At 65.2% G+C, this 22,584-nt stretch carries 18 protein-coding genes; 9 read left to right on the plus strand and 9 right to left on the minus strand.

Features of this window, described 5'->3' with window-relative positions:
• Positions 1 to 8: 8 nt before the first annotated feature.
• A complete protein-coding gene (locus QFZ54_RS05360) occupies positions 9 to 1,214 on the plus strand; it encodes an acyl-CoA dehydrogenase family protein (RefSeq protein WP_307085137.1) in 1,206 nt (401 codons plus the stop codon).
• A 34-nt stretch (positions 1,215 to 1,248) separates the two neighbouring features.
• Here QFZ54_RS05360 and QFZ54_RS05365 read toward each other — a convergent pair whose 3' ends face one another.
• Entirely contained in the window at positions 1,249 to 1,659 is a 411-nt protein-coding gene (locus tag QFZ54_RS05365; RefSeq protein ID WP_307085139.1) for a hypothetical protein, read from the minus strand.
• A 179-nt stretch (positions 1,660 to 1,838) separates the two neighbouring features.
• Between QFZ54_RS05365 and QFZ54_RS05370 the strand changes: the two genes are divergently transcribed.
• Entirely contained in the window at positions 1,839 to 3,257 is a 1,419-nt protein-coding gene (locus QFZ54_RS05370) for a coniferyl aldehyde dehydrogenase (protein ID WP_307085140.1), read from the plus strand.
• Positions 3,258 to 3,459: 202 nt separating this feature from the next.
• Complete coding sequence (locus QFZ54_RS05375) at positions 3,460 to 5,868, plus strand: TonB-dependent receptor (RefSeq protein WP_307085142.1); 2,409 nt, start codon at positions 3,460 to 3,462, stop codon at positions 5,866 to 5,868.
• Positions 5,869 to 5,913: 45 nt separating this feature from the next.
• Here the strand turns inward: QFZ54_RS05375 and QFZ54_RS05380 are convergent, their stop codons facing one another.
• The 3 genes from QFZ54_RS05380 to QFZ54_RS05390 are packed head-to-tail and all read right to left on the minus strand — an operon-like array spanning position 5,914 to position 9,408.
• The gene (locus QFZ54_RS05380) at positions 5,914 to 7,893 is read right to left on the minus strand and encodes a PAS domain-containing hybrid sensor histidine kinase/response regulator (RefSeq protein ID WP_307085145.1); all 1,980 of its coding nucleotides are present in this window, start codon (positions 7,891 to 7,893) and stop codon (positions 5,914 to 5,916) included.
• A 1-nt stretch (position 7,894) separates the two neighbouring features.
• Positions 7,895 to 9,136, minus strand: coding sequence for an ATPase domain-containing protein (locus QFZ54_RS05385; protein WP_307089282.1), 1,242 nt, complete (start codon positions 9,134 to 9,136; stop codon positions 7,895 to 7,897).
• Positions 9,046 to 9,408 (minus strand): ATPase domain-containing protein, encoded by a 363-nt coding sequence (locus QFZ54_RS05390; RefSeq protein WP_307085147.1) that lies wholly within the window; start codon positions 9,406 to 9,408, stop codon positions 9,046 to 9,048. The genes QFZ54_RS05385 and QFZ54_RS05390 overlap by 91 nt, the downstream gene beginning before the upstream one ends.
• A 113-nt stretch (positions 9,409 to 9,521) precedes the next feature.
• On the opposite strand from QFZ54_RS05390, the gene QFZ54_RS05395 reads away from it, so the two are divergent.
• From QFZ54_RS05395 to QFZ54_RS05405, 3 genes are all read left to right on the plus strand, one after another.
• Positions 9,522 to 10,025, plus strand: a complete 504-nt coding sequence (locus QFZ54_RS05395) for a DNA-deoxyinosine glycosylase (protein WP_307085149.1) — start codon at positions 9,522 to 9,524, stop codon at positions 10,023 to 10,025.
• Positions 10,026 to 10,092: 67 nt separating this feature from the next.
• A complete protein-coding gene (locus QFZ54_RS05400; protein ID WP_373458580.1) occupies positions 10,093 to 10,176 on the plus strand; it encodes a DUF1993 family protein in 84 nt (27 codons plus the stop codon).
• Positions 10,177 to 10,226: 50 nt separating this feature from the next.
• Entirely contained in the window at positions 10,227 to 10,811 is a 585-nt protein-coding gene (locus tag QFZ54_RS05405; protein WP_307085151.1) for a DedA family protein, read from the plus strand.
• Positions 10,812 to 11,013: 202 nt separating this feature from the next.
• Here the strand turns inward: QFZ54_RS05405 and QFZ54_RS05410 are convergent, their stop codons facing one another.
• The 5 genes from QFZ54_RS05410 to QFZ54_RS05430 all read right to left on the minus strand — a co-directional run bounded on the left by QFZ54_RS05410 (position 11,014) and on the right by QFZ54_RS05430 (position 17,432).
• On the minus strand, positions 11,014 to 13,494 hold the full coding sequence (locus QFZ54_RS05410; protein WP_307085153.1) for a TonB-dependent receptor plug domain-containing protein: 2,481 nt from the start codon (positions 13,492 to 13,494) through the stop codon (positions 11,014 to 11,016).
• A 65-nt stretch (positions 13,495 to 13,559) separates the two neighbouring features.
• Entirely contained in the window at positions 13,560 to 14,330 is a 771-nt protein-coding gene (locus tag QFZ54_RS05415; RefSeq protein WP_307085155.1) for a gamma-glutamyl-gamma-aminobutyrate hydrolase family protein, read from the minus strand.
• Entirely contained in the window at positions 14,327 to 15,274 is a 948-nt protein-coding gene (epsC, locus tag QFZ54_RS05420; RefSeq protein ID WP_307085157.1) for a serine O-acetyltransferase EpsC, read from the minus strand. Before epsC ends, QFZ54_RS05415 begins: the two co-directional genes overlap by 4 nt.
• Positions 15,275 to 15,293: 19 nt before the next feature.
• Entirely contained in the window at positions 15,294 to 15,542 is a 249-nt protein-coding gene (locus tag QFZ54_RS05425; protein ID WP_307085159.1) for a hypothetical protein, read from the minus strand.
• A gap of 210 nt (positions 15,543 to 15,752) precedes the next feature.
• Entirely contained in the window at positions 15,753 to 17,432 is a 1,680-nt protein-coding gene (locus QFZ54_RS05430) for an alkaline phosphatase D family protein (protein ID WP_307085161.1), read from the minus strand.
• Positions 17,433 to 17,602: 170 nt separating this feature from the next.
• Between QFZ54_RS05430 and QFZ54_RS05435 the strand changes: the two genes are divergently transcribed.
• From QFZ54_RS05435 to QFZ54_RS05445, 3 genes are read left to right on the plus strand one after another with little or no spacing between them, the layout of a single operon-like run.
• Complete coding sequence (locus QFZ54_RS05435; RefSeq protein WP_307085163.1) at positions 17,603 to 19,990, plus strand: TonB-dependent receptor; 2,388 nt, start codon at positions 17,603 to 17,605, stop codon at positions 19,988 to 19,990.
• Positions 19,991 to 20,039: 49 nt separating this feature from the next.
• A complete protein-coding gene (locus QFZ54_RS05440) occupies positions 20,040 to 20,759 on the plus strand; it encodes an alkaline phosphatase PhoX (RefSeq protein ID WP_307085165.1) in 720 nt (239 codons plus the stop codon).
• Positions 20,746 to 22,515 carry a PhoX family protein gene (locus QFZ54_RS05445; protein ID WP_307085167.1) on the plus strand — a complete coding sequence of 590 codons (1,770 nt, stop codon included), beginning with the start codon at positions 20,746 to 20,748 and terminating at the stop codon, positions 22,513 to 22,515. Before QFZ54_RS05440 ends, QFZ54_RS05445 begins: the two co-directional genes overlap by 14 nt.
• Positions 22,516 to 22,584 lie beyond the last annotated feature (69 nt).

Here is a 22,584-nt window from a genome sequence, read left to right on the forward strand (position 1 = left end):
GAGCAAGTATGGACTTCAAGGACAGCGATGCCGAAGCCACCTACCGCGCAGCCGCGCGAGACTGGCTCGACGCGAATATCGCCGAGCATGACGCCTGCCACTATGACGACGACATGACCAAGGCGAAGGCATGGCAGGCGCGGAAAGCGGCCGGCGGCTATGCGTGCATCACCTGGCCCAAGGAATGGGGTGGCGGCGGCGGCACGCCGATCGAGAGCGTGATCTTCGGCCAGGAAGAGGCGCGCCACGCGGTCGACGGCAGCTATTTCACGATCGGGCTCGGCATGTGCGTGCCGACGGTGATGGCCTATGCCGACGACGCGACCAAGCGGCGGTTCGTCGGCCCCGCGGTGCGCGGCGACGAGATCTGGTCGCAGCTGTTCTCCGAACCCGCCGGCGGCTCCGATGTCGCCGCGATCCGGACGCGCGCGGTGAGGGACGGCGACGACTGGGTGATCAACGGCCAGAAGGTCTGGACCTCGGGCGCGCATTACAGCGACTACGGCATCGTCCTGGTCCGCACCAACCCCGACGTGCCCAAGCACCAGGGCCTGACGATGTTCTGGCTCGACCTGAAGGCGCCGGGGATCGAGATCCGCCCAATCCACCAGATGTCCGGCGGGTCGAGCTTCAACGAGGTTTGGTTCGAGGACGTCCGGATATCCGACGCGCAACGCCTCGGCCCCGTAGATGGCGGCTGGAAGGTCGCGCTGTTCACGCTGATGAACGAACGCCTCGCGATCGGCACGAGCGGCGGGGTCGGCCCCGAGGACATCCTTGCCTTCGCGGCCCAAGTCAACGGCGCAGACGGCCCGCTGCTGAAGGACGCCGCGTTCCGCCAGACGCTCGCCGACTGGTGGGTGCAATCGGAGGGCCTGCGCAACACCCGGATGCGGACGATCACCGCGCTGTCGAAGGGGCAGGTGCCCGGCCCCGAAAGCTCGATCGGCAAGATCGTCGCTGCCAACCAGCTCCAGGCGATCGGCAACACCGCGGTCGAGGCGAGCGATCAATACGGCATCATATCCGACCCCGCGCTGACTCCGCTGAAAGGCGCCTTCCACGCCGCGACGATGTGGGCGCCGGGCTTGCGGATCGCCGGCGGCACCGACGAGATCCTCAAGAATATCATCGCCGAACGCGTCCTAGGCCTCCCCGGCGAAATCCGGGTGGACAAGGATCAGGCGTTCCGGGATCTCCCGGTGGGAGCTTGAGTAGATGGTTTGGACCGCGCCGCCCGGCTCTCCGTCAATCGCCGATCAGCGCCGAAAAATCATTCGCCGCGGCAACCCGCCTAACATGAGGTGGAGCACAGTTTCCGCCCCCGACATAATCTTTGAATGTCTCGCGAGCTTGCAGGTTCGTCAAAAGGTAGAATTTCGGCGACATTGATCTGATATCGAGCTCAATGAATATGAAAAAGTCCGCGCCGCCTTTTGCATCCATATTAACTGGCCAACGGGTAATTTCCGAGGGACGCTTCAGAAATTGCCGCGTCTTGACTTCGATCGACTTTGCATGTCCCGACACGACAACCATAATATCATGGCCGGGCGCACCTTCGGGGCTCATGTACGCTGCATATCCGAGGCTGTTCAACTTCGCTACCGCAAGAAGTTCGCCGAGCGTTCCTGATTGGAGTGATGAGAGTTTTGTCAACACGGCGCGATGATAGCGAGGAAATGGTTGGCCGCACAGGGTGCAACTTACTCAATATCTCCATCAGGTGACCGTCTGCAACCTAACAAAATATCACTGCTCGGAATTTTCCTCTTGCTCGTCGTGCCGAGAATTGACGCGGCTCCCCGCCCATTCGAATATCTGCCAAGGATGCCCCGATGACCGATATGCACACCATCCTAACCGCCCAGCGTGATGCGTTCATGGCCGATATGCCGGTCACCAAGGCGGTCCGCCTCGATCGGCTCAAGCGCGCGGCGGCGATGGTGCGGGATAACGCGGCGCGGTTCTGCGATGCGGTGTCGGAGGATTTCGGACATCGGAGCCGTGAGCAGACGATGATGACCGATATCGGCGCCTCGCTTGCGCCGATCGCGCATGCCGCCAAGCATCTCGACCGCTGGATGAGGCGCGAGCGCCGCGCGGTACAGTTTCCCTTGGGACTACTCGGCGCGAAGGCGTGGGTCGAATATCAGCCCAAGGGCGTGATCGGCATCATCGCGCCGTGGAATTTCCCCGTGAACCTGCTGATCGCGCCGCTCGCGGGCGTGTTCGCCGCGGGCAACCGGGCGATGGCGAAGACGAGCGAATACACGCCAGCGACCGCGGCGCTGTTCGAGGAACTCGTGCCGAAGTATTTCACGCAGGACGAACTCGCGATCGTCTCGGGCGGAGCGGATGTCGGGAAGGACTTCTCGGCGCTGCCGTTCGACCATCTCGTCTTCACCGGCGCGACGGCGATCGGCCGACATATCCTCCACGCAGCAGCCGACAATCTCACCCCCGTTACGCTCGAACTGGGCGGCAAGTCGCCCGTCATCCTCGGTGCATCGGCGGATATCGCGCGCGCGACCGAACGCGTGACGCTCGGCAAGATGATGAACGCGGGGCAGATCTGCCTCGCGCCCGACTATATGCTCGTCCCCTCGGCGGACGAGGCCAAGGTCGTCGACGGCATCAAGGCCGCGGCTAGCGCGATGTACCCGTCCCTGCTCGCCAACGCCGACTACACCTCGGTGATCAACGATCGCCATCACCAGCGCCTCACCGACTGGATCGCCGACGCCCGCGCGAAGGGTGCGACGGTCGAGGTCGTGAACCCCGCCAACGAGGATTTCGCGAGCGCCAATTCGCGGAAGATGCCGCTGCATATCGTCCGCGACGCGACCGACGACATGATCGTGATGCAGGAGGAGATCTTCGGCCCCGTGCTGCCGATCCGCCGCTACGACGGGATCGACGATGCGATCGCGCAGGTGAACCGCCGCAATCGTCCGCTCGCGCTGTATTATTTCGGCAGTGACGAGGCCGAACGGCGCCGCGTGATGGACCGGACCATCTCGGGCGGCGTCACGCTCGACGACGTGATCTTTCATGTGTCGATGGAGGACCTTCCGTTCGGCGGCAGCGGTCCGTCGGGGATGGGCGCGTATCACGGGATCGACGGCTTCCGTACGTTCAGCCATGCGCGGGCGGTCTACAAGCAGTCGAAGTTGGACGTTGCCAAGCTTGCCGGGTTGAAGCCGCCTTATGGTGCGGCGGCGGCGAAGACGATCGCGCGGGTGATGCGGGGGTGATGGCTTGCGTGAGTGTTATGTGTGCCCTCACCCTTCCCACGGTTGAGTAGCCGCGGGCCCCTTCCCTCTCCCCGGGGGAGAGGGCGATGGGTCACTGGCGTAACAATATCGCCGTGGTCGCGGAATCGTCTTCGATCTGTCGCCGACGCGTCACGGGGATCGGCAATGGGCCGCTGAGCGCCGTCGCGCTTCAGGGGACATCATGCAGACCATATCGTCGCTCTTCGCCGGTGTCGCACTCGCGGCGCTCGCCACGCCTGCCGCTTTTGCCCAGGCGACGCCGGCGTCCGGGCCGGAAACTCCGGTAGCCGCGTCGGCGGAGGTCCAGGTCGATCCTGCACCCGAGACGTCGGCCGACATCGTCGTGCTCGGGTTCGGCCAGAGCCGCCAGGTGCAGAGCGTCAGCGCGGTCGATCTCGCGCGGCTCACCCCGGGATCGAGCCCGTTGAAGGCGATCCAGAAGCTTCCCGGCGTCAATTTCCAGGCCTCCGATCCGTTCGGCGCGTATGAGTGGGCGGTCCGCATTTCGCTCCGCGGCTTCAACCAGAACCAGCTCGGCTTCACGCTGGACGGCGTGCCGCTCGGCGACATGAGCTATGGCAACGTCAACGGCCTGCACATCAGCCGCGCGATCATCTCGGAGAACGTCGCCCGTACCGAAGTCGCGCAGGGCGCCGGCGCGCTCGGCACCGCCTCGACCAGCAATCTCGGCGGCACGATCCAGTTCTTCAGCGACAAGCCGCGCGATACCGCCAACGTTACCGGTGGCGGCACCTATGGCTCAGACAATACGTACCGCGGATTTGCCCGGCTCGACAGCGGCGACCTCGGCGGCGGGCTGAAGGGCTATCTGAGCTACGGCTACCTCACCACCGACAAGTGGAAGGGCGACGGCGTCCAGCGTCAGCATCAGGCGAACGGCAAGATCGTCAAGGATCTCGGCGCGTTCGGCAGCCTGTCCGCGTTCGTGAACTTCTCCGACCGTCGCGAGCAGGATTACCAGGATCTCAGCTACGACATCATCCGCCGCCGTGGCCTACGCAACGACAACATCGCCGGCAATTACCCGCTCGCGCTGCAGATCGGGAAAACCTACCAGAACCAGGCGGCGCTCGGCACGTACACGCGCGCGAACAACGGCTCGTCGGTCGGCTTCGTCGCGCCTTGGGCGGGCACCGGAACGACCTTCCCGACCGGGTTCGGCACGGTCGACGACGCCTATTTCGATGCCGGTGGCGTGCGGCGCGATTATCTTGGCGGCGTCACGCTGGACGCGAACCTGACGCCCGAACTGACGATGACCACGACCGGTTATTATCACGACAACAAGGGGCAAGGGTCATGGATCACGCCGTATTCGCCAACCCCCGTCGGTGCGCTGAACCAGGACGGCAGCGCAATCACCGCGGCCAGCCCACTCGGCTTCCGGACGACCGAATACAGCATCAAGCGCGGCGGGGCGCTCAGCAACATCGCCTATGAGACGGGTGCGAACACCTTCGAGATCGGCGGTTGGCTGGAGACCAACACTTTCACGCAGGCACGGCGTTTCTACGGGATGACCGACAGCGCCGAGCCCAACCGCGATGTGCTGAAGTTCCAGAAGAATTCGTACGCGACGCAATGGGACGGCAAATACGGCACCGACACGATGCAGTATCATGTCGAGGATACGCTCAAGCTCATCAACGATCGGCTGATCGTCAACGCCGGGTGGAAGGGCGCCTATGTCGTCAACAGCGCGACGATGCTGCCCGACACGACCTCGCCGCTGTCGGTCGGTCGTATCTCGGCGAAGGACTGGTTCCAGCCGCAGGCCGGTATCCTGTTCAAGCTGACTCCGGCGGCGGAAGTGTTCGCGGACTATACCGAGAATATGCGGGCGTTCGTGTCGTCGGCGACGACCGGGCCTTTCGCGGCGACGCAGGCCGGCTTCAACGCCGTCCGCGGTCGCCTCAAGCCCGAGCGGTCGAAGACGGCGGAGGGCGGCGTTCGTCTTCACAGCGGACCGTTCCAGGCTTCGGCGGTCGGCTATTATGTCGACTTCTCGAACCGCCTGCTCGCGTTTGCGAACGGCGTCGGCATCCTCGGCAACGCACCGACGCTCAACAACGCCGGCAGCGTGCGGACGTACGGTGCCGAGGTCTCGGCGAACTACCGCGTGTTCCGGCCGCTGTCGCTGTTCGCGAGCTATTCCTACACCAACGCGGAATATCAGGACACCGTCACCGACGCCTCGGGCTCCGTCCAGGTCCGCAAGGGCGATACCGTCGTCGACACGCCCAAGCACATGGTCAAGGGCGAGATCGTGCTCGAACAGTCGGGCTTCACCGGCCGGGTCGGCGCGGATTACATGAGCAAGCGCTACTTCACCTACCTCAACGACCAATCGGTGCCGGCCCGCGTGCTAGTGGATGCCAGCATCGGTTACCGGTTCGACGGCGAAGGCGCGCTGCACGGCGTCGCCATCGAGGGCAACGTGACCAACCTGACGAACAAGAAGTACGTCGCGACGATCGGGTCGAACGGCTTTACCGCGAGTGGCGACAACCAGACCCTGCTGGCCGGCTCGCCACGGCAGTTCTTCGTGTCGCTGAAGAAGGGCTTTTAAAGTCCGAAAGAGTATCGGGCCGGGCAGCGTTCGCCCGGTCCGATATCACTCTACCGCGCGCAGCTTCGGACGTCCGGGTGGCGACTGGCGCAGCAGTTCGTCGACCCGCGCGGCAAGGTCGGTCTGGCGGAACGGCTTCGACAGACGGATGACGCCTTCGGGCACGTCCTCGCCCGCCGCGGCATAGCCAGTCACGAGCAAGGCTGGGATACGATTGCCCGCCGACCATAATTCACTGATCAACTGCCCCCCGGTCATGCCGGGCATGAGATAATCGCTGACCAGCACGTCGGCATCGACGCCCGACCGGATCGCCGACAGGGCCTGGCTGGCGGAGGATACCTCGACCACGACATAGCCGATGTCGCGCAGCATGTCGGCGGTTGCCGCACGAACGAGATCCTCGTCGTCGACCAGCAGCACCTTGGCAGCACGGCGTGCGGTGACGGGCTCGGCCGTGTTCTCGATGGTATCGACCGCCGCTTCCTCGGTTGCCGGCAGCCAAAGCTCGACCGTCGTGCCGGAGCCGGGTTCGCTCGTGAGGCGCAACGTGCCGCCCGATTGCGCAGCGAGGCCGTGGACCATCGAAAGCCCCAGCCCGGTGCCCTTGCCGACGCCCTTGGTAGAAAAGAACGGCTCGGTCGCACGCGCCAGCGTCGCGCGGTCCATGCCTACGCCGGTGTCGATCGCTGCGATCCGGACGTAGCGGTCCGGCGAGAGCCCGATGACGTTGCGCTCGTCGACGACGATCTCGCTCACCGTCAGGGTGAGCTTGCCGCCACCGGGCATAGCGTCGCGCGCGTTGATCGCGAGGTTGAGGAGCGCGAGTTCGAGCTGATTGGGATCGACGCGTGCCGACGACAGATGACGCGGGATTTCGATCGTCACGGCGATCGAGGGTCCGAGCGAGCGCCGCATCAGGTCGACCAGTCCGTCGATCAACGCGCCGATATCGACCGCGCGGGGTTGCAGAGCCTGTCGACGGGCGAAGGCGAGCAATCGCTGCGTCAACGTCGCGGCGCGCTCCGCCGCCTGCAACGCGCCGCCGATCATTCGTTGCGTGCGCTCGTCGTCCTTGTGCCGCCTGCGCAACAGATCGAGGCTGCCGACGATCGGGGTCAGCAAATTGTTGAAATCATGCGCGACGCCACCGGTCAGCTGCCCGATAGCGTCCATCTTCTGCGCCTGCGCGAGTTGCGCGTCGGCTTCCTTGCGGTCGGTGACGTCCGAGACGACGCCGGTCATCCGCGTGGCCTTGCCGGCATCGTCATACTGGACCCGCCCCTTGGCGACGAGCCAGCGCGACTCGCCGTCGGCGGCATCGATGCGGTACTCGACGTCGATCGCGCCGGTCTTCGTCGCCTCGGTCATAGCCTGCGTCACCATGCCACGCTGCTTGACGTCGACATGGCTGAGGAACGTCTCCAGGCTCCATTCCGAGCGCCCCTCGGGATAGCCGTAGATCGCATCGTGACGCTGCGTCCGACGCGAGACCCCCGTTTCCAGGTCGATATCCCAGCTTCCCATGCCCGCGGCTTCGAGCGCGATCTCGAGGCTCTCGCGAGCGGTCCTCAGTTCGCTGGTCCGATCCAGCACGGCGCGTTCGAGCGTTACCGCGACGTCGCGCAACTCATATTGTCGACGACGTGCCGTGATCGCAGACCGGATCGCGCCCAGCATAGCCTCGGCATGCAGCGGCCGTTCAAGCAGCAGGACATTGCCGAGATCCGCGAGGCGTTGCGTCGCACGCTCGGTACGCGGTGTCCGGGTGCCGTTGGCGAGAACGACGAACTGGATATCGGCCCAATTGGGTTGCGCCGCTACCCATTCCGCGAGTGGCGCAACCTCCTCGGTGGTCAACGCTTCCTCGGTCAGCATCACAGCGGCAGCGCCCCTGTTCAACTCGAACACCAATTCGGTCTGGTCGCGACAGACGAACGCGACGATATCGTTGCGGCCGAGCAAGTCCGACGCGATCGCCGCATCGCGCCCGCGCGGCGCCAGGATCAGGACGCGATCGTCCATGTCAGCCGCGAATGTCCCGTATTCCCATCCGGCTGGCCATCAACGTCTTTCCTTCGCCCGAGAATGTCGGGACCCCGGTCAGCACGCCTTGGAATTCGCGCAGGGGCTCGCCGACCAGCAATCCGTTGCTACCGATCTGAAACTCCCGGATCGTGCGTTCGTGCCGTGCGGTACGGGTCTTGATGACCGAAATCGCCTGGCGCACCTCTCCATGCGCTTCGAAATAGCGGAGCTGGACGATCGTATCGGACAGATAGCTGAGATCGACGTCGGACCGAACGTCGCCGGTGATCCCGTGCAGGCCGAGGATCAACAGGCTGACGATCCCCTTCTGGCCGAGATACGTCAGCATCTCATGCATCTGGAGAATCAAGAACTGCTCGTTCGGCATCGCCTGGAGGTAGGCGTTGAGGCTGTCGATCACGACGATCTTCGCGCCGTGCCGTTCGACCGCCGCGCGCACCGCACCCGAGAATTCCCCCGGCGACATCTCGGCAGGATCGATCGCCCGCAGTTCTAGCTGTCCGTTCTCGACGAACGGCATCAGGTCCATGCCGAGCGACGCGCTACGCTTCAGCAGCGTGGGCAGACGCTCGTCGAACAGGAAATACGCGGCCCGCTCGCCTCGCTTCAACGCTGCGATCATCGACTGGACCGACGCGGTGGTCTTGCCGACGCCGGCGGGGCCGGTCAGCAACGTGGCAGTGCCGGGGATCAGGCCACCACCCAACAGCGCGTCGAGTTCGATCGAACCGGTCGACACGGCATCGTCCGAATATTTCATCACGTGCTCGGACGCGATGAGGCGCGGATACACGCACAGGCCGCCGCGCTCGATCTCGAAGTCGTGATAGCCGCCGCGATACCGCACGCCGCGCATCTTCACGACGTGAAGGCGACGGCGTTGCGCACCGAACCCCGACAAGGTCTGTTCCAGAGAAACGACGCCGTGCGCGATGCTGTGCAACTGGAGGTCGCTGCCCGAGCCGCTCTTGTCGTCGAGAAACAGCACGGTGCAGGCCCGCGTCGAGAAGAAGTGCTTGAGCGCCAGGATCTGGCGCCGATAGCGGATCGGGCTCTGCGCGAGCAGGCGCAACTCGGACAGGCTGTCGATCACCACGCGCTTCGGGCGAAGCTCGTCGACCTTGGCCATCACGTCGCGGATCGTCTCGCCCAGCTCGACCTCGCTGGGATGCAGCAACGTCTGTTCGTGATCTTCGCCAAAGCCGTCGGCGGGTACCATTTCGAACAACGACAGCGAGTCCAGCGACCAGCCGTGAGTCTGCGCCACCGCGCGAAGTTCGAAACCTCGGTCTCGGCGAGCGTGATATACAGCCCGGCCTCACCGACCGAAGCACCGGCCAGGAGGAAACCGAGCCCCAGCGTGGTCTTGCCCGTACCCGGCGTGCCCTCGATCAGGTACATCCGGTCCGGCGTCAGTCCTCCGTTCAGAATGTCGTCGAGCCCGTCGATACCGGTCCGTGCGAGTGCCGGTAGATGTCCGTCTAGTGCCAAGTCGGCAGTCCTTCCCGTGATCGTCCCGCGCATGGTGCGATCAATCGTGCCGGTCCTAGGTTATAACCGTCGGATCGCATAGCCTTGTGGTCATTCGACGCCGAGAGAACTTAATGTCGCTCAAGCATTCCTTTCCGCCAATTATGGGTCCCGATGCGCGTATCCTGGTGCTCGGCAGTTTGCCCGGGGACCGGTCGCTGGCAGCACAGCGGTATTACGCGCATCCGCAGAACCAGTTCTGGCATCTGATGTCGCCGGTCGTCGGCTGCGATCTCGCTGCGCTGGACTATGAGGATCGGCTGGCGGCATTGCGGGTGAGCGGCGTAGCGCTGTGGGATGTTATCGGCTCGGCTCGGCGGGCGGGGAGCAGCGACGCGGCGATCCTCGACGTTCAAGGCAACGACATCGCGGCACTCGTGGCGCAGCTACCGAAGCTCCGAGCGGTCGCCTTCAACGGCGGGACCGCGCTCAAGCAGGGCCTGAAGCTGCTCGGACCGGGTTACGACGGACCGGCGATCATCGCTCTCCCGTCCAGCAGCCCGCTTCACACGGTGGGCTTGGCGGCAAAGCAACCGGCCTGGAACCAACTCGCGGCGTTCCTGCTCGACCCGACCTGATCGTAGGCCTTCGCCAGACGTTCGACATTACGGGGCAGAGCTATGTGCTCGGGTTCGTGCTCCCGAAATCTACCTCCACGTCACGACGACCTACACGTTGCTGCGGATGCGCGGCGTCCCGATCGGCAAGATGGACTATCTCGGTCGGTAAACACCTGTCGGGTACTAGCGGACGCGTCCGCGCTCCGGCAAGACTAGGTGATGTCGATCGAAACGTTTATCGCCGAATACGGCCTTGCCGCGATATTCCTCGGTGCGGGGATTGAGGGTGAAACCGCCGTCGTGACCGGTGGCGTGTTGGCGCATCAGCATTTGCTGCCGCTCTGGGGCAGCGCTGCGGCGGCGGTCGCCGGATCGTTTGCCGCGGACCAGCTCTTCTTCCTTGCCGGGCGCCGTTACCGCGATACCGCCCGCGTGCGCAGGATCGCCGCCAGGCCGGCATTCGCGAAGGCACTCGATACGCTGGAGCGCTACCCGACGATCTTCATCCTCGGCTTCCGCTTCCTCTATGGCCTGCGCACGATCAGCCCGATCGCGATCGGCACGTCGCACGTCCCCGCGCGCACGTTCATGGTGCTCAACGCGGTCTCGGCGGCGATCTGGGGCGTGATGTTCACGGGCATCGGCTATCTGTTCGGCGACACGCTGCTAGAGGCGGTCCACAGCATCATGCCGAAGCACAAGCTGGCGGGCGTCGTGGTCCTTGCGATCGTCGTTGCGGTCGTGATGACGGCGATCCGCTATTGGCGCGGACGTCGATCGAATGCCACAGCAAAGACTCGATGACTGCCGTTCGATCCTTGGAGATGTGGGCCGCGCAAGTAGTGGTCCAGCAGAGGGGGCTCGGCTGGACCACGAGGTTCCGTCTAGGGAGCTTCACTTCGCCTCGACGTTACCCCTTTGTAATACCCATTGAACGGATGGGAATAGAGATATCCGCAATGTTCGGCGAACAGAGTATAATTTGCGCCGCCCGACTATGACTTGATCACCAGCTCAGGCCGGCACGTGCGTAGACGTAGCGCCCGTTGAACCCGAACGGCGAGTAATACGGGTAACCGATGACCCCGGTCGTGTTATTGGCGATGCTCGTCGCGTCGGGGTAGACGTCGAACAGGTTGCTGACGCCAAGCCCGATCTGCGCGCCCTTCTTCGCCTGATAGCGGAGTTCGAGATCGGTGATTAGGTGCTTGCCGCTGCGTACGTCGCCGGCCTCGGTGGTCCCGGGCTGGTTCACGTCACCGTAATAGGTCACGCGAGCAAGTGCGCCGAGTTGGTCGAGCGACCAGTCGATCGAACCGGTCACCTTTTCGCCCGGCGTACCGTTCTCCAGCGACTCGATGCGGTTGCGGGCGAACAGCGTGGGTGCCGGGCTGAGCGTCGAGGTCGAGGTCGGTACACGCGTTACGTTCACGTCGTTGACGTTGCCGGCGATCGTCAGGTCGAAAATGCCCGCCGCGTCGGTCGGCAGGCGGTAATGCGCGACCGCGTCGATGCCCTTGGTGGTCGAGGCGATCCCGTTGATGAAGAACCGCGCCGCACTGACGTTGAACGGTGCGAGCAGGGCCGCGACCTGCGGATTGCCTGCTCCCGCAAGGTTCTCCGACAAGCCGATCTGGTTGCGGATCCGGATGCGGTAGGCGTCGACGGTCAGATCGAACCCGCCCGCGCGGATCACGGTGCCGATCGAAAGGTTGGTCGACTTCTCGGGCTCCAGCGGCAGGCCACCGAGCGCGGCTGCGACCGGGGATACCGACGGATACGTGCCCGTGAGGATCGGAACGCCGTCCTGCACGACGCTCGCGACCGATGTGAAATACTGCTGTTGCAGCGCCGGCGCGCGGAAGCCGGTCGATGCGGTTGCGCGTAGCGCGAACCAGCGCGCGAAATCGTAGCGTGCGGAGATCTTGCCGGTGCCGGTCGAGCCGAAATCGGAATAATCCTCACCGCGACCGGCTAGGCCGAGCAGCAGCTTGTCGGTCACCTGCGCCTCGATATCGAGATAGACGCTGCCGTTGCGGCGGCTGCGCTCGATCGCGTTGTCGGGCGAGAACCCGCCAAAGCCCTGTGCGCCTGGTGGTGCCGTCAGCAGCGCGCCGCCGGTAACCGTGCCGGCGCTCGGATAGCCGTAGGATGCCTGTTCGCCCGGCTCGATCTTGAACCCTTCGCGGCGACCTTCGAGGCCGAATGCGACGTTCACGCCTTGCAGAAGGTCGAATTTGCGATCGACGTCGAGGCCGACGATGTACTGGTCGTAGATGAGCGCGCCATCGGAAAAGTCCCTCGGCGTCGCGCTCCCATAGGCGTAGTTGGCCGAATTCAGCGTGCGGAACCCGATCTTGTTGCGGCCATAGCTGGCGTTCAGGTCGACGTTCCAGTCGGCGACCTCGCCCTTGATGCCGATCGCCGAGTTGATGTCGCGCGACTTGGTATTGATCAGCGGCAGGAACCCGTCCTGCACACCGGCAAGCGTCAGCCGCGTTGCCGAGGTCGCATCCAGCGGCAGGCGCGGGAACGCGGCGCTGCGCGTATCGCGGTCCTGATATCCGAGCCAGCCATACAGCTTCCATGTGCCGGCCAGCGTCGTGCCGGCATTGGCGAAGATGCTGTACTGCTCGACCTTGGGATCGCCGAACTGGCCGGTCACGCGCTTCGGTGTCGCGGGGGCGTTGAACAGCGGGCGCGTGTCGAAGTCGGCTCGGTTGGTCGCCTGGCGATCGAGATACTCGCCCGAGACGGTAAGGAAGCCATCCTCGCCAAAGCCGATGCCCTGCCAGCCGGACACGGTCAGCGCATGCTCCCCGTTCGTGCTGCGGCTGCCTCGCGCGGTGTCGATGTCGGTATTGTAGAAGCCGTAATTGACCGTCATGCCGCCGCCCGACCGAGCCTCGCGCAGACGGAGGTTGACGACGCCGGCGATCGCATCCGAGCCATATTGCGCGGACGCGCCGTCACGCAGCACTTCGATCCGGTCGAGTGCGACGGTCGGGATCGTGTTCAGATCGACCGCAGCCGAGCCACGCCCGACCGACCCACCGACGTTGAGCAGCGCCGCGGTATGCCCGCGCACGCCGTTGACCAGCACGAGAGTCTGGTCGGGTGAAAGGCCGCGCAACGTCGCCGGGCGGATCGCGTCGGTGCCATCGACGGCGGACGGCCGCGGGAAGTCGATCGACGGCACGATCGCCGACAGTGCTGCACCCAGTTCGGTCGTCCCCTGGCGCTGGATCGCGGCCGAGCTCAGCACGTCGACCGGCGATGCGCTGTCGAGCCGCGACCGACCAACGGCGCGGGTTCCCGTGACAATGATATCGTCCCCCGTGTCGGGCAACGCGGCGGAGTCTGCGGCAGGATCGGCAGCCGGCGCGGTCGCCGATTGCGTCGGCACGTCCTGCGCATAAGCGGCTTGCGCGCTGGCAAAGGCGAGGGTCGAGGCAGCGAGCGTCAACGCGGTACGATAGGCAGTCATGATAATATCCCTGTTAGTGGATCGTTCTGCGACGATCTCCGTGCGAGCCAAACGAGCGACCGCAGTCATCGGTCCCGATAGGTCCCAAGCGACTGGCCGATAAGTGAAAAGAATGCGCGGCTGGATGCGCTGGCTGCAACGTCCCATTCGGGATGCCATTGCACCGCCAGCACATCGCCGCCGCATGGACGCGCTGAGAACGCCTCGACCAGCCCGTCCGACACCGCATGCGCCTCGACGCTGAGCCCCTGCCCCAGCCGATCGATACCCTGGCGGTGGACCGACGTAACCGAGATGCTGGACTCGGCGATCGCCGCCGCGAGCATCCCTCCCGATCGCAATCTGACGTCGTGGACATGCTCGAACAGTGTCTCGTACGCGGTCACGTCATCGGTCGATCGGTGATGGCCGCCGTCCAGCGTATCGGTCAGCGTGCCGCCGAACAGCACGTTCAGCTCCTGCAACCCGCGACAGATACCGAACACCGGCCGTCCTGCCTCGATCATCCGTCCCGCGAGTTCGAGCGCCACCGCGTCGCGATCGAGATCCAGCGCATCGTCGACCGCGTCGGACTTGCCATATCGGGATGCGGCGACGTTCGACCGCGATCCGGTCAGCAATAGCCCATCGAGCCGCGCCGCCAGCGCCCGAGTGTCCATCGCATCCGCCACCGCGGGCACCAACAAAACGGTGGCGCCTGCATAGCGTACCAACGGCTCGACGAAGCGCGTAGCTACCGCCTGGATCGGGCGGTCGACGACCTCGTTGCAGCACAATACACCGATCACAGGCTTGGGCGGGCCGTCTTCGCGTCGGCAACACGCAAAGCGCATCATGCGGCGCGGCCTCGCAGCGTCTCGTGCAGCTGGTCGGCAGCATCGCCGGCCAGGATTACCGCGGTCGGCTGCGCGACGACGCTGCCCGCGGGCACGTCCTCCAGCAGCCAGACATTGCCGCCGATCGTCGCGCCGCGCCCGATCGTCACGCGACCCAGAATCGTCGCCCCGGCGTAGATCACCACGTCGTCCTCGACGATCGGATGTCGGGCCAGCCGTTCGCGCGCCGACACGTCGGTGACACCGAGCGGGCTGCGCGCTCCGAGCGTGACGTGCTGGTAGATCTGCACCCGGTCGCCGACGATCGCGGTCTCTCCGATCACAACCCCGGTACCGTGATCGATGAAGAAGCGGCGACCGATCGTCGCGCCCGGATGGATATCGATCCCGGTGCGGTTGTTCGCGAGTTCGGAGATGATCCGCGCCACGATCGGGGCACCGAGCGCGTACAAGGCGTGGGCGATCCGGTGATACAGGATCGCGACGACGCCGGGATAGCAGATCAGGATCTCGTCGGCACTGCGCGCGGCCGGATCGCCGAGGAACGCTGCCCGGACATCGTCGTCGACCAGCTCGCGGATCGGCCCGAGTTCGGCGGTGAACAGACCGATGATCATCGACGCATGGCTGACGTCGAACGACAGTACCGCCTCTTCCTGCCAATAGCTGAACTCGCTTTCGACCTGCCGTTGCAGCCGTGCCAGAGCTTGTCGAAGCTTGGTTTCGACGAAGGCGTCTTCGCGTTCGACCGGTCCGGTAAACATACCCAGACGGCCGGGGAACAGTGCGGCGACCAGATCGTCGACCGCTTGCCCCGTCTCGGTGAGCGATGGAAACCGATCGACGCTGTGGCGGCCATCAGCCTCCGCCCGCCAGGCGGACCGCGCCGTGCGCAGTTCCTCGATCGTCGCGGAGAGATCGAGCAGCTCGGCTGCATGCAACATGAGATGATCCTTCGGCACGTCAGCGAAGTTCGCGATAACCGGCGCGCATCGCGTCCGTTTCAGGCGGCTGATTCGGCGACGGCGATGCTGGATCGGTGAGGATTAGCAATCCGTCGACCGCAGCCAGCTCAGGGGCGGTCACGAAGTGGTCGACCGCGATCGGGGACGGTTCGCGCCGCGCGCTCACGCACGGCGACCTGCCGTAAAGAATACCCGCGAGGACCACGCCAGGGCATTCGACCACCGGTTTCAAAAAGTGTCGCTGCATCCTCACCTCCATTCGGTGAGGTGAATATCCCCGTACTTGGTAGGAGATTAAAGGCGATTGAACTTTCCGGCGGCAAAAGTTTGATTTGCGGTGTGCGAGGTCGAGGGACGATACCGAATGACCGCGCGTTCTCGACGCCGGCCGAACGCGTCAGGCCGTACGCGTTCGACGACCCAGTCGGCGGTTTGCCGCCGCCGACTGGTTGGCAAGTCAGGCTATACGGTCCAGCGGGCGGTTCGGCTGGCCGGCGATCGCACGGAAACGCGCCGCGGTGGCCTGCGTGTACGGCTTGGCCAGGATCGTCGATACCGTCACCGAGTCCGCAGTGGCGTGGTCCGGGGTCAGCGTCAGCAGCGTAAACCCCTTGCCGTCCTGATCGCAGAAGCGGACCTCACCCTTGTTGGCATCCGCGATCAACGAACCGATCCCGGGGAGTAGCGAGCCGTAGGATGGGCTGGAAATACCGGTACAGCCGAACTCGACAGCGACCAACGCGCCGGACGCATCGTGCAGGTCGTTCGCCCAGGCGGCGTGGCTGTCGCCCGAGAGCACGATCGGCCGCGACTTGGCGCGACGGAACGCCGCGTACAGTCGCTCGCGTGCGGCCGGATAGCCGTCCCAGCTATCGAAGTTGAACGGGAGGCCAGCGCGGTACGAGGCCATGGCGGCGCCCAGCCGGTCCCGCCACATCGCCGGTAGCTTCGCCATCGTCGCGGCGAATTTCACGGGGCCGAGCTGGCGTTCCAGGTCGGGCCCGGCAACCTTCGCCATGACCACCTGATTGCCGAGCACCTGCCACGGCTTGCCCGCCGCGACCGACGTCGCCATCGTCTTCTCGACCCAGGCGAGCTGCGCGGGACCGAGCAGTTCGCGGTCGGTGCGCGCACGTTCTGTCATCATCGGGACGTACTCGGCGGGCATCACCCCCTCGCCCTTCGCCGCGACCTGTTCGCTGCGCGCGAGCAGTCGCGTCTCGACCATCACCAGCGTCGCGAGATCGCCGAAGTCGAAGCTGCGGTTGATCGCTGCCCAGGGCTGGCCGGGCTTCGGATCGCGGATCGGCATCCATTCGAAATAGGCCTGCATCGCGGCAGCCTTGCGTGCGTCCCAGTCGCCTTCGGTCTTGGGGTCGTGGTTCTCGGCGCCGTGCATCCAGTCGTCGTTGGCGACTTCGTGATCGTCCCAGACGCAGATGAAGGCGGCGCGGGCGTGCGCCGCCTTCATGTCGAGGTCGCGTTTCACCTGCGCGTGCCGCATGCGGTAGTCGGCGAGGCTCACGATCTCGTGCCGCGGTTCGACCAGGCGGCCGATCTTCCTGGCGATGTCCGCGCCGTACCCGTCGGCGCCATATTCGTAGATGTAATCGCCAAGGTGAAGCACCGCGTCAAGCCGGTCGAGCTTGGCGATGGCATCATAGGCGTTGAATAAGCCGCCTGCGTAAAGCTGGCATGAGACGACGGCCATGACGGCGTCGGCCACCTTGCCCTTCGGCAATGTCCGGAACCGGCCGACCGGCGAGCGCGTGCCGTCGGCGGCGTCGAACCAATAGCGGTATTCGCGTCCCGGCTGGAGCCCGGTCGCCTCGACCTTGGCGGTGAAGTCGCGTGCCGCGCGCGCCTTGACGGTGCCCGAGCGGAGCAGCTTGCCGCCTTCGTTTTCCGCGACGTGCCAGGTAAGCGCGACGTCGCCGGCCTGCGCGACGTCGACCGGCGTCGCGCGGGTCCAGAGGATTGCGCCGTCGCTCGACGGATCGCCGCTCGCGACGCCGTGGTCGAAGCGGGCTTTCGCCGCGCCCGCTGCGTGCGTTGCCACCGCGGGCAGCGCGAGCGTAGCGCCAGAGCCGGCCAGTTTCAGAGCGTTTTTCAGGGCATCGCGGCGGTTGATCGTCATCGTGTCGGACTTTCGTAACGGGTGCTGCCCGCCTGCTAGCCACGATCGAAGACAGTGCGGCGGCAACGATGTGACAGCGCCGTTACGGAATAGTCATTTTGCTTTCACGAAGACGCCATCGAAACGTCACCTCCCCCCCGTAGTGCGACGGCAACGAAACGGGGGACTTAATGACACGTATCTTCACGCGGCTCGCGCTTGCGACGCTCGCCACGACCTGCTCGACCGCGGCACTCGCCCAAGCCACCACCCAGACCGAAACACGCGTTGCAGCATCGGACGACGAGATCGTCGTCACCGCGCAGAAGCGTGAACAGCGGATCGAGGATGTCCCCGTTACCGTCACTGCGCTGACCGGTGCGCGCATGGCCGCGATCGGCGTCAATTCGCTGACGGAAGTCGCCGCGTATATCCCCGGCCTCCAGGTCCAGGAGCAGAGCGCGAACAACCCGGGCTTCGTGATCCGCGGAATCACCTCGGACAACGGATCGTCGCAACAGGGCGCACGCGTCACGCTGTATTACAACGGCATCGACATCAGCCGTTCGCGCGGGGCGTACCAGGATCTGTTCGATCTGGAGCGGATCGAAGTCGTCAAGGGCCCGCAGGCGACGCTGTTCGGCACGGCCGCCGCGGTCGGCGCGATCAGCGTGATCTCGGCCAAGCCGGAAGCCGGCTTCTCGGGCGCGATCAACGGATCGTACGGCAATTTCGACCGGACGCAGGTGTCAGGCTTCCTGAATGCCGGCAACGACGTCCTCGCCGGCCGCATCGCCTTCGCCTACAAATACCGCGACGGCTATGTCCGCAACATCGCCGGCGACGCGAACGTCCCGAACCAGAACCAGGGCGGCGTCGACCAGGACGATCTGAACGGCCAGGACCAGCGCGGCATCCGCGGATCGCTGCGCTATCGCCCGAGCGACAGCATCACCGCCGACCTAGTCCTGACCTATGACGGACAGCGCAATCCCGGCACCGCGTTCAAGAGCCGCGCACATGCCCCGACCGGCGGGCAGACCGGCGACTATGGCTATGCCGAACTGTCAGGCTCGCCGTACAGCGCGGAGTTTCTCGGCGCACGCAAGCTCGGCCTCGACCGCAACGTCTACGACGCGAACCTGACGATCACCGCGGACCTGTCGCCGGGGATCACCTTCACCACGGTCAACGGCTATCGCCGGTTCGACGCGCTCGAGATCTTCGACGCGGATGGTGGCCCGGCTGCGTATCTGGAGTTCGCCGAAGACGCCAAGGGCGACCAGTGGAGCCATGAGAGCCGCTTCGCCTTCGAAGGGCCGAAATACCGCGCCTCTGTCGGCTGGAACGCGTTCTTCGAGAACGGCTTCCAGCGCGTGCCGTTCGCGACCGAAGAGGGCACGTATCTCGCCTGCTCGGTCGCCGCCGCCTACGCGCCGATCCGCACTGCGCTGAACGGTGCCGGCATCCCGACCGGGACCGGGTGTGTTGCAGCGAACGGCACGATCCCCGCCACCCGCGCTACCGGAGTGCTGACCGGTGGTCGTGCTACCACAATACCTTACGCGGCGGAGTTCACGAACTACGGCAACAACGACACCTACTCGATGTTTGCCGATGCGACCTATATTCCGGTGCCGGCGCTAGAGCTGACGGCCGGCGCGCGCATCCTGATCGAGGATCGCCAGTCGGGCTATTCGTCGGTTCAGCCGAACTCGGTGCTTCTGGCAGGGCTCGGTATCCAATCGAGCCTGCTCGGCACGGCCAACACGAACGGTAACAAGTTCGTCGCCGAGAAGAGCTTCATGGCGATCCTGCCGCGTTTCAACGCGCTGTTGAAGCTCAACGATGCCGTCAATCTCTACGCGACGATCAGCAAGGGACGCCGCTCGCCGGTAGTCCAGCTTGCCGCACAGCGGACCGCGTTCGGCGTCGGGCCGAACCTGCAGGTCGTGCCGCAGGAGAACGTCTGGAACTACGAAGGCGGCATCAAGGGGCGCGTCGGTCCGTTCAGCGGCGCGGCATCGGTCTTCTACCAGACCTATGATGGCTTCCAGGTGTCGGTGACGAACAATGGCGTGACCACTACCCAGAGCGCCGGATCGGCGAAGAACCTCGGCGTAGAGCTCGAAGCCAATCTGAGGCTCGCCTCGTATCTCTCGGTATTCGGGACATTTGCTTATATCGACGGCGGTATCGGCGACGAAGCGGCGAACGGCGTGTTCGCGGGCAACCAGTTCCGCCTTCAGCCCGACACGACCGCGTCGGGTGGCGTTATCCTTCGCCTGCCGGTCGGCGGCGCGACGCTCTATGCCACGCCAAGCGTCAACTACCGCACCAAGGTGTTCTTCGAGCTGCCGAACAACCCTGCGATCAGCACGCCGGGCTACACGCTGGTCAACGTGCGTGCCGGTCTCGAGTTCGCGCAGGGCCGCTACAGCGTCGGCGGGTTCGTCCGGAACGCGACCAACAAGCGCTATCTGATCGACGCGGGCAATACCGGCGGGGGCTTCGGCATCCCGACCTACATCGCCGGCGAGCCGCGCTTCTACGGCATCGAGCTGGGCGCGAAATTCTAACTTTCCCGCATCGTTACACACCACGCAACACTCCCCGGGGGGACCAAGCATGACGTTCGAAACCATCTATACCGACGGCGATATCGATACCAACCCGACCGCCAACCCGCATATCAACGACCTGATCGACACGCGCTATTCGCGTCGCCAGACGTTGATGGGCGGCATGTCCGCGACTGCCGCAGCCGTGTTCGGCGGCATGCTGCTGACCGGGTGTGACGACGACAGCGAAGGCAACGGATCGAGCCCCGTCACGGTGACGGCGACCGCGGGCGGCAGTTCGACCGCCGGTCGCGTCGCAACGCTGACCGGCGCCGCGATCGGCCAGGTCGACAGCGTGACCTGGACGCAGACCGCAGGCCCCGCCGCCACGCTCGCCGGTGCTACGACCGCCACCGCGACGTTCGTCGTCCCCGGCGCCGCTGCCGGGACGGTACTGAGCTTCCAGTTCACGGCGGTATCGGCTGGCGGTACGGCGAGCGCGACGACCAGCGTAACGGTCGGTGCCGCTTCGCTTGGCTTCACTGCCGTTGCGAAGAGCGTTGCCGATGTGGTTGCAGTCCCAGCCGGATATGCAGTGACGGTGTTGTACCGGCTCGGTGATCCGATCGGCAGCGGCGTGAGCGCCTATGCTAATAACGGTACCGACACGACTTTCTCGAAGCGCGCGGGCGATCATCATGACGGCATGAGCTATTTCGGCATGTCCCGCCACGGGTACGCCGGATGCCAACGGCAACACGCGCGGTCTGCTCGTGCTCAACCATGAGAACATCACGCAGGCCTATCTGCATCCCAATGGCCCGACCACGACCGCGGGTGTCCGCCCCGAAGCCGAAGCGCTGAAGGAGATGGAGTGCCACGGCGTGTCGGTGATCGAGGTCAACCGCGCCGCCGCCTGGAGCTACACGACTGCCTCGTCCTTCAATCGCCGCATCACCCCGCTGACGCCGATGAGCTTTTCGGGGCCGGTGCGCGGCGCGGACAGCCTGAAGACGCGCTACTCGCCCGACGCCACCACGGGCCGCGGCACGATCAACAATTGCGCAAACGGCACAATGCCTTGGAACACCTACCTGACGAACGAAGAGAACTGGGTTGGGTATTTCCGCCGCGAAGTCGGCGACGGCGTGCGGCGCGCAGCTAGCGGCCCGGCGGGCGTGAAGGCGAACACCTCGCTAGCGCGCTACGGCAAGGGCGAAAGCAACACCGGCGGCAACTACGGGTGGTCGACGGTCCAGCCGGCCGACGCGACCAACACCGCCTATGCGCGCTGGAACATCACCGCGCAGGCCGGCGCACCTGCCGACGGCACGGGCGATTTCCGCAACGAAATCTTCCAATATGGCTGGGTGGTCGAGATCGACCCGTTCGATCCTGCCTCGACGCCGCGCAAGCGGACCGCGCTGGGTCGCATGAACCATGAGGGCTGCGAAATCGGCCGCACGATCCCCGGCAAACGGCCGGCGTTCTACATGGGCGACGATGCGCAGAACGAGTATATCTACAAGTTCGTGTCGGCCACGCCGTGGTCCGCGGCGGACGCGACGGCAACGAACCGTCTCGCTATCGGTGACAAGTATCTCGACGCCGGAACGCTTTACGTCGCTAAGCTCGCAGCAGATGGCACCGGCCAGTGGCTGCCTTTGGTGTTCGGACAGGGGCCGCTTACCTCGGCCAATGCCGCGTATCCGTTCTCGAGCCAGGTTGATGTGTTGATCAACACCCGGCTTGCCGCAGATGCGCTCGGTGCGACGCGGATGGACCGTCCGGAGTGGACCGCGGTCAACCCCGCGACGGGTGAGATGTATTGCACGCTCACCAACAACTCGTCGCGGACGGTCGCGACTGCGGACGCGTCAAACCCCCGCGCATATGTCGATCCGAAGACCACTGGCGGCCAGACCACGGGTAACGCCAACGGGCACATCATCCGCCTCCGCGAGAAGGACGACACGTCCGAAGCCACGACGTTCGCATGGGATATCTATGCGTTCGGTGCCGGCTCGGATCTGGACGCGACCAACATCAACCTGTCGGGGCTCGATGCGACCAACGACTTCTCGTCGCCGGACGGCCTGTGGTTCGGCCTGCCGAGCAATGCGTCGGGGACGATCGCGCCGGTGATGTGGATCGAGACCGACGACGGTGCGTATACCGACGTCACCAACTGCATGCTGCTCGCCTCGGTGCCGGGCAAGGTCAACGACGGCGGTACGCGGACGGTGACCAACACCGTCGGCGCGGCGACCGGCTCGGTGACGACGCGGATCGGGAAGGCGCCGGGCGCGACCCTGCGCCGCTTCCTGGTCGGGCCGAAGGAGTGCGAGATCACCGGCATCTACTCGACGCCGGACGGGCGGTCGCTGTTCGTGAACATCCAGCATCCGGGCGAAGGTGGCGGGCCGACCAATATCACGAGCAGCTGGCCTGCGAACCAGGCGGGCACGGTGGCGACGCCGTCGCGGCCGCGGTCTTCGACGATCGTGATTACGAAGACGGACGGGGGTGTGGTGGGGCTTTAAGCTGAATCGAGGAGTGAGAGTGGGTCGATCTTCCTCCCCCCTCCCTGAAAGGGAGGGGTCGGGGGTGGG

The organism is Sphingomonas faeni (genome assembly GCF_030817315.1).
GTDB classification, from domain to species: Bacteria; Pseudomonadota; Alphaproteobacteria; order Sphingomonadales; family Sphingomonadaceae; genus Sphingomonas; species Sphingomonas faeni_C.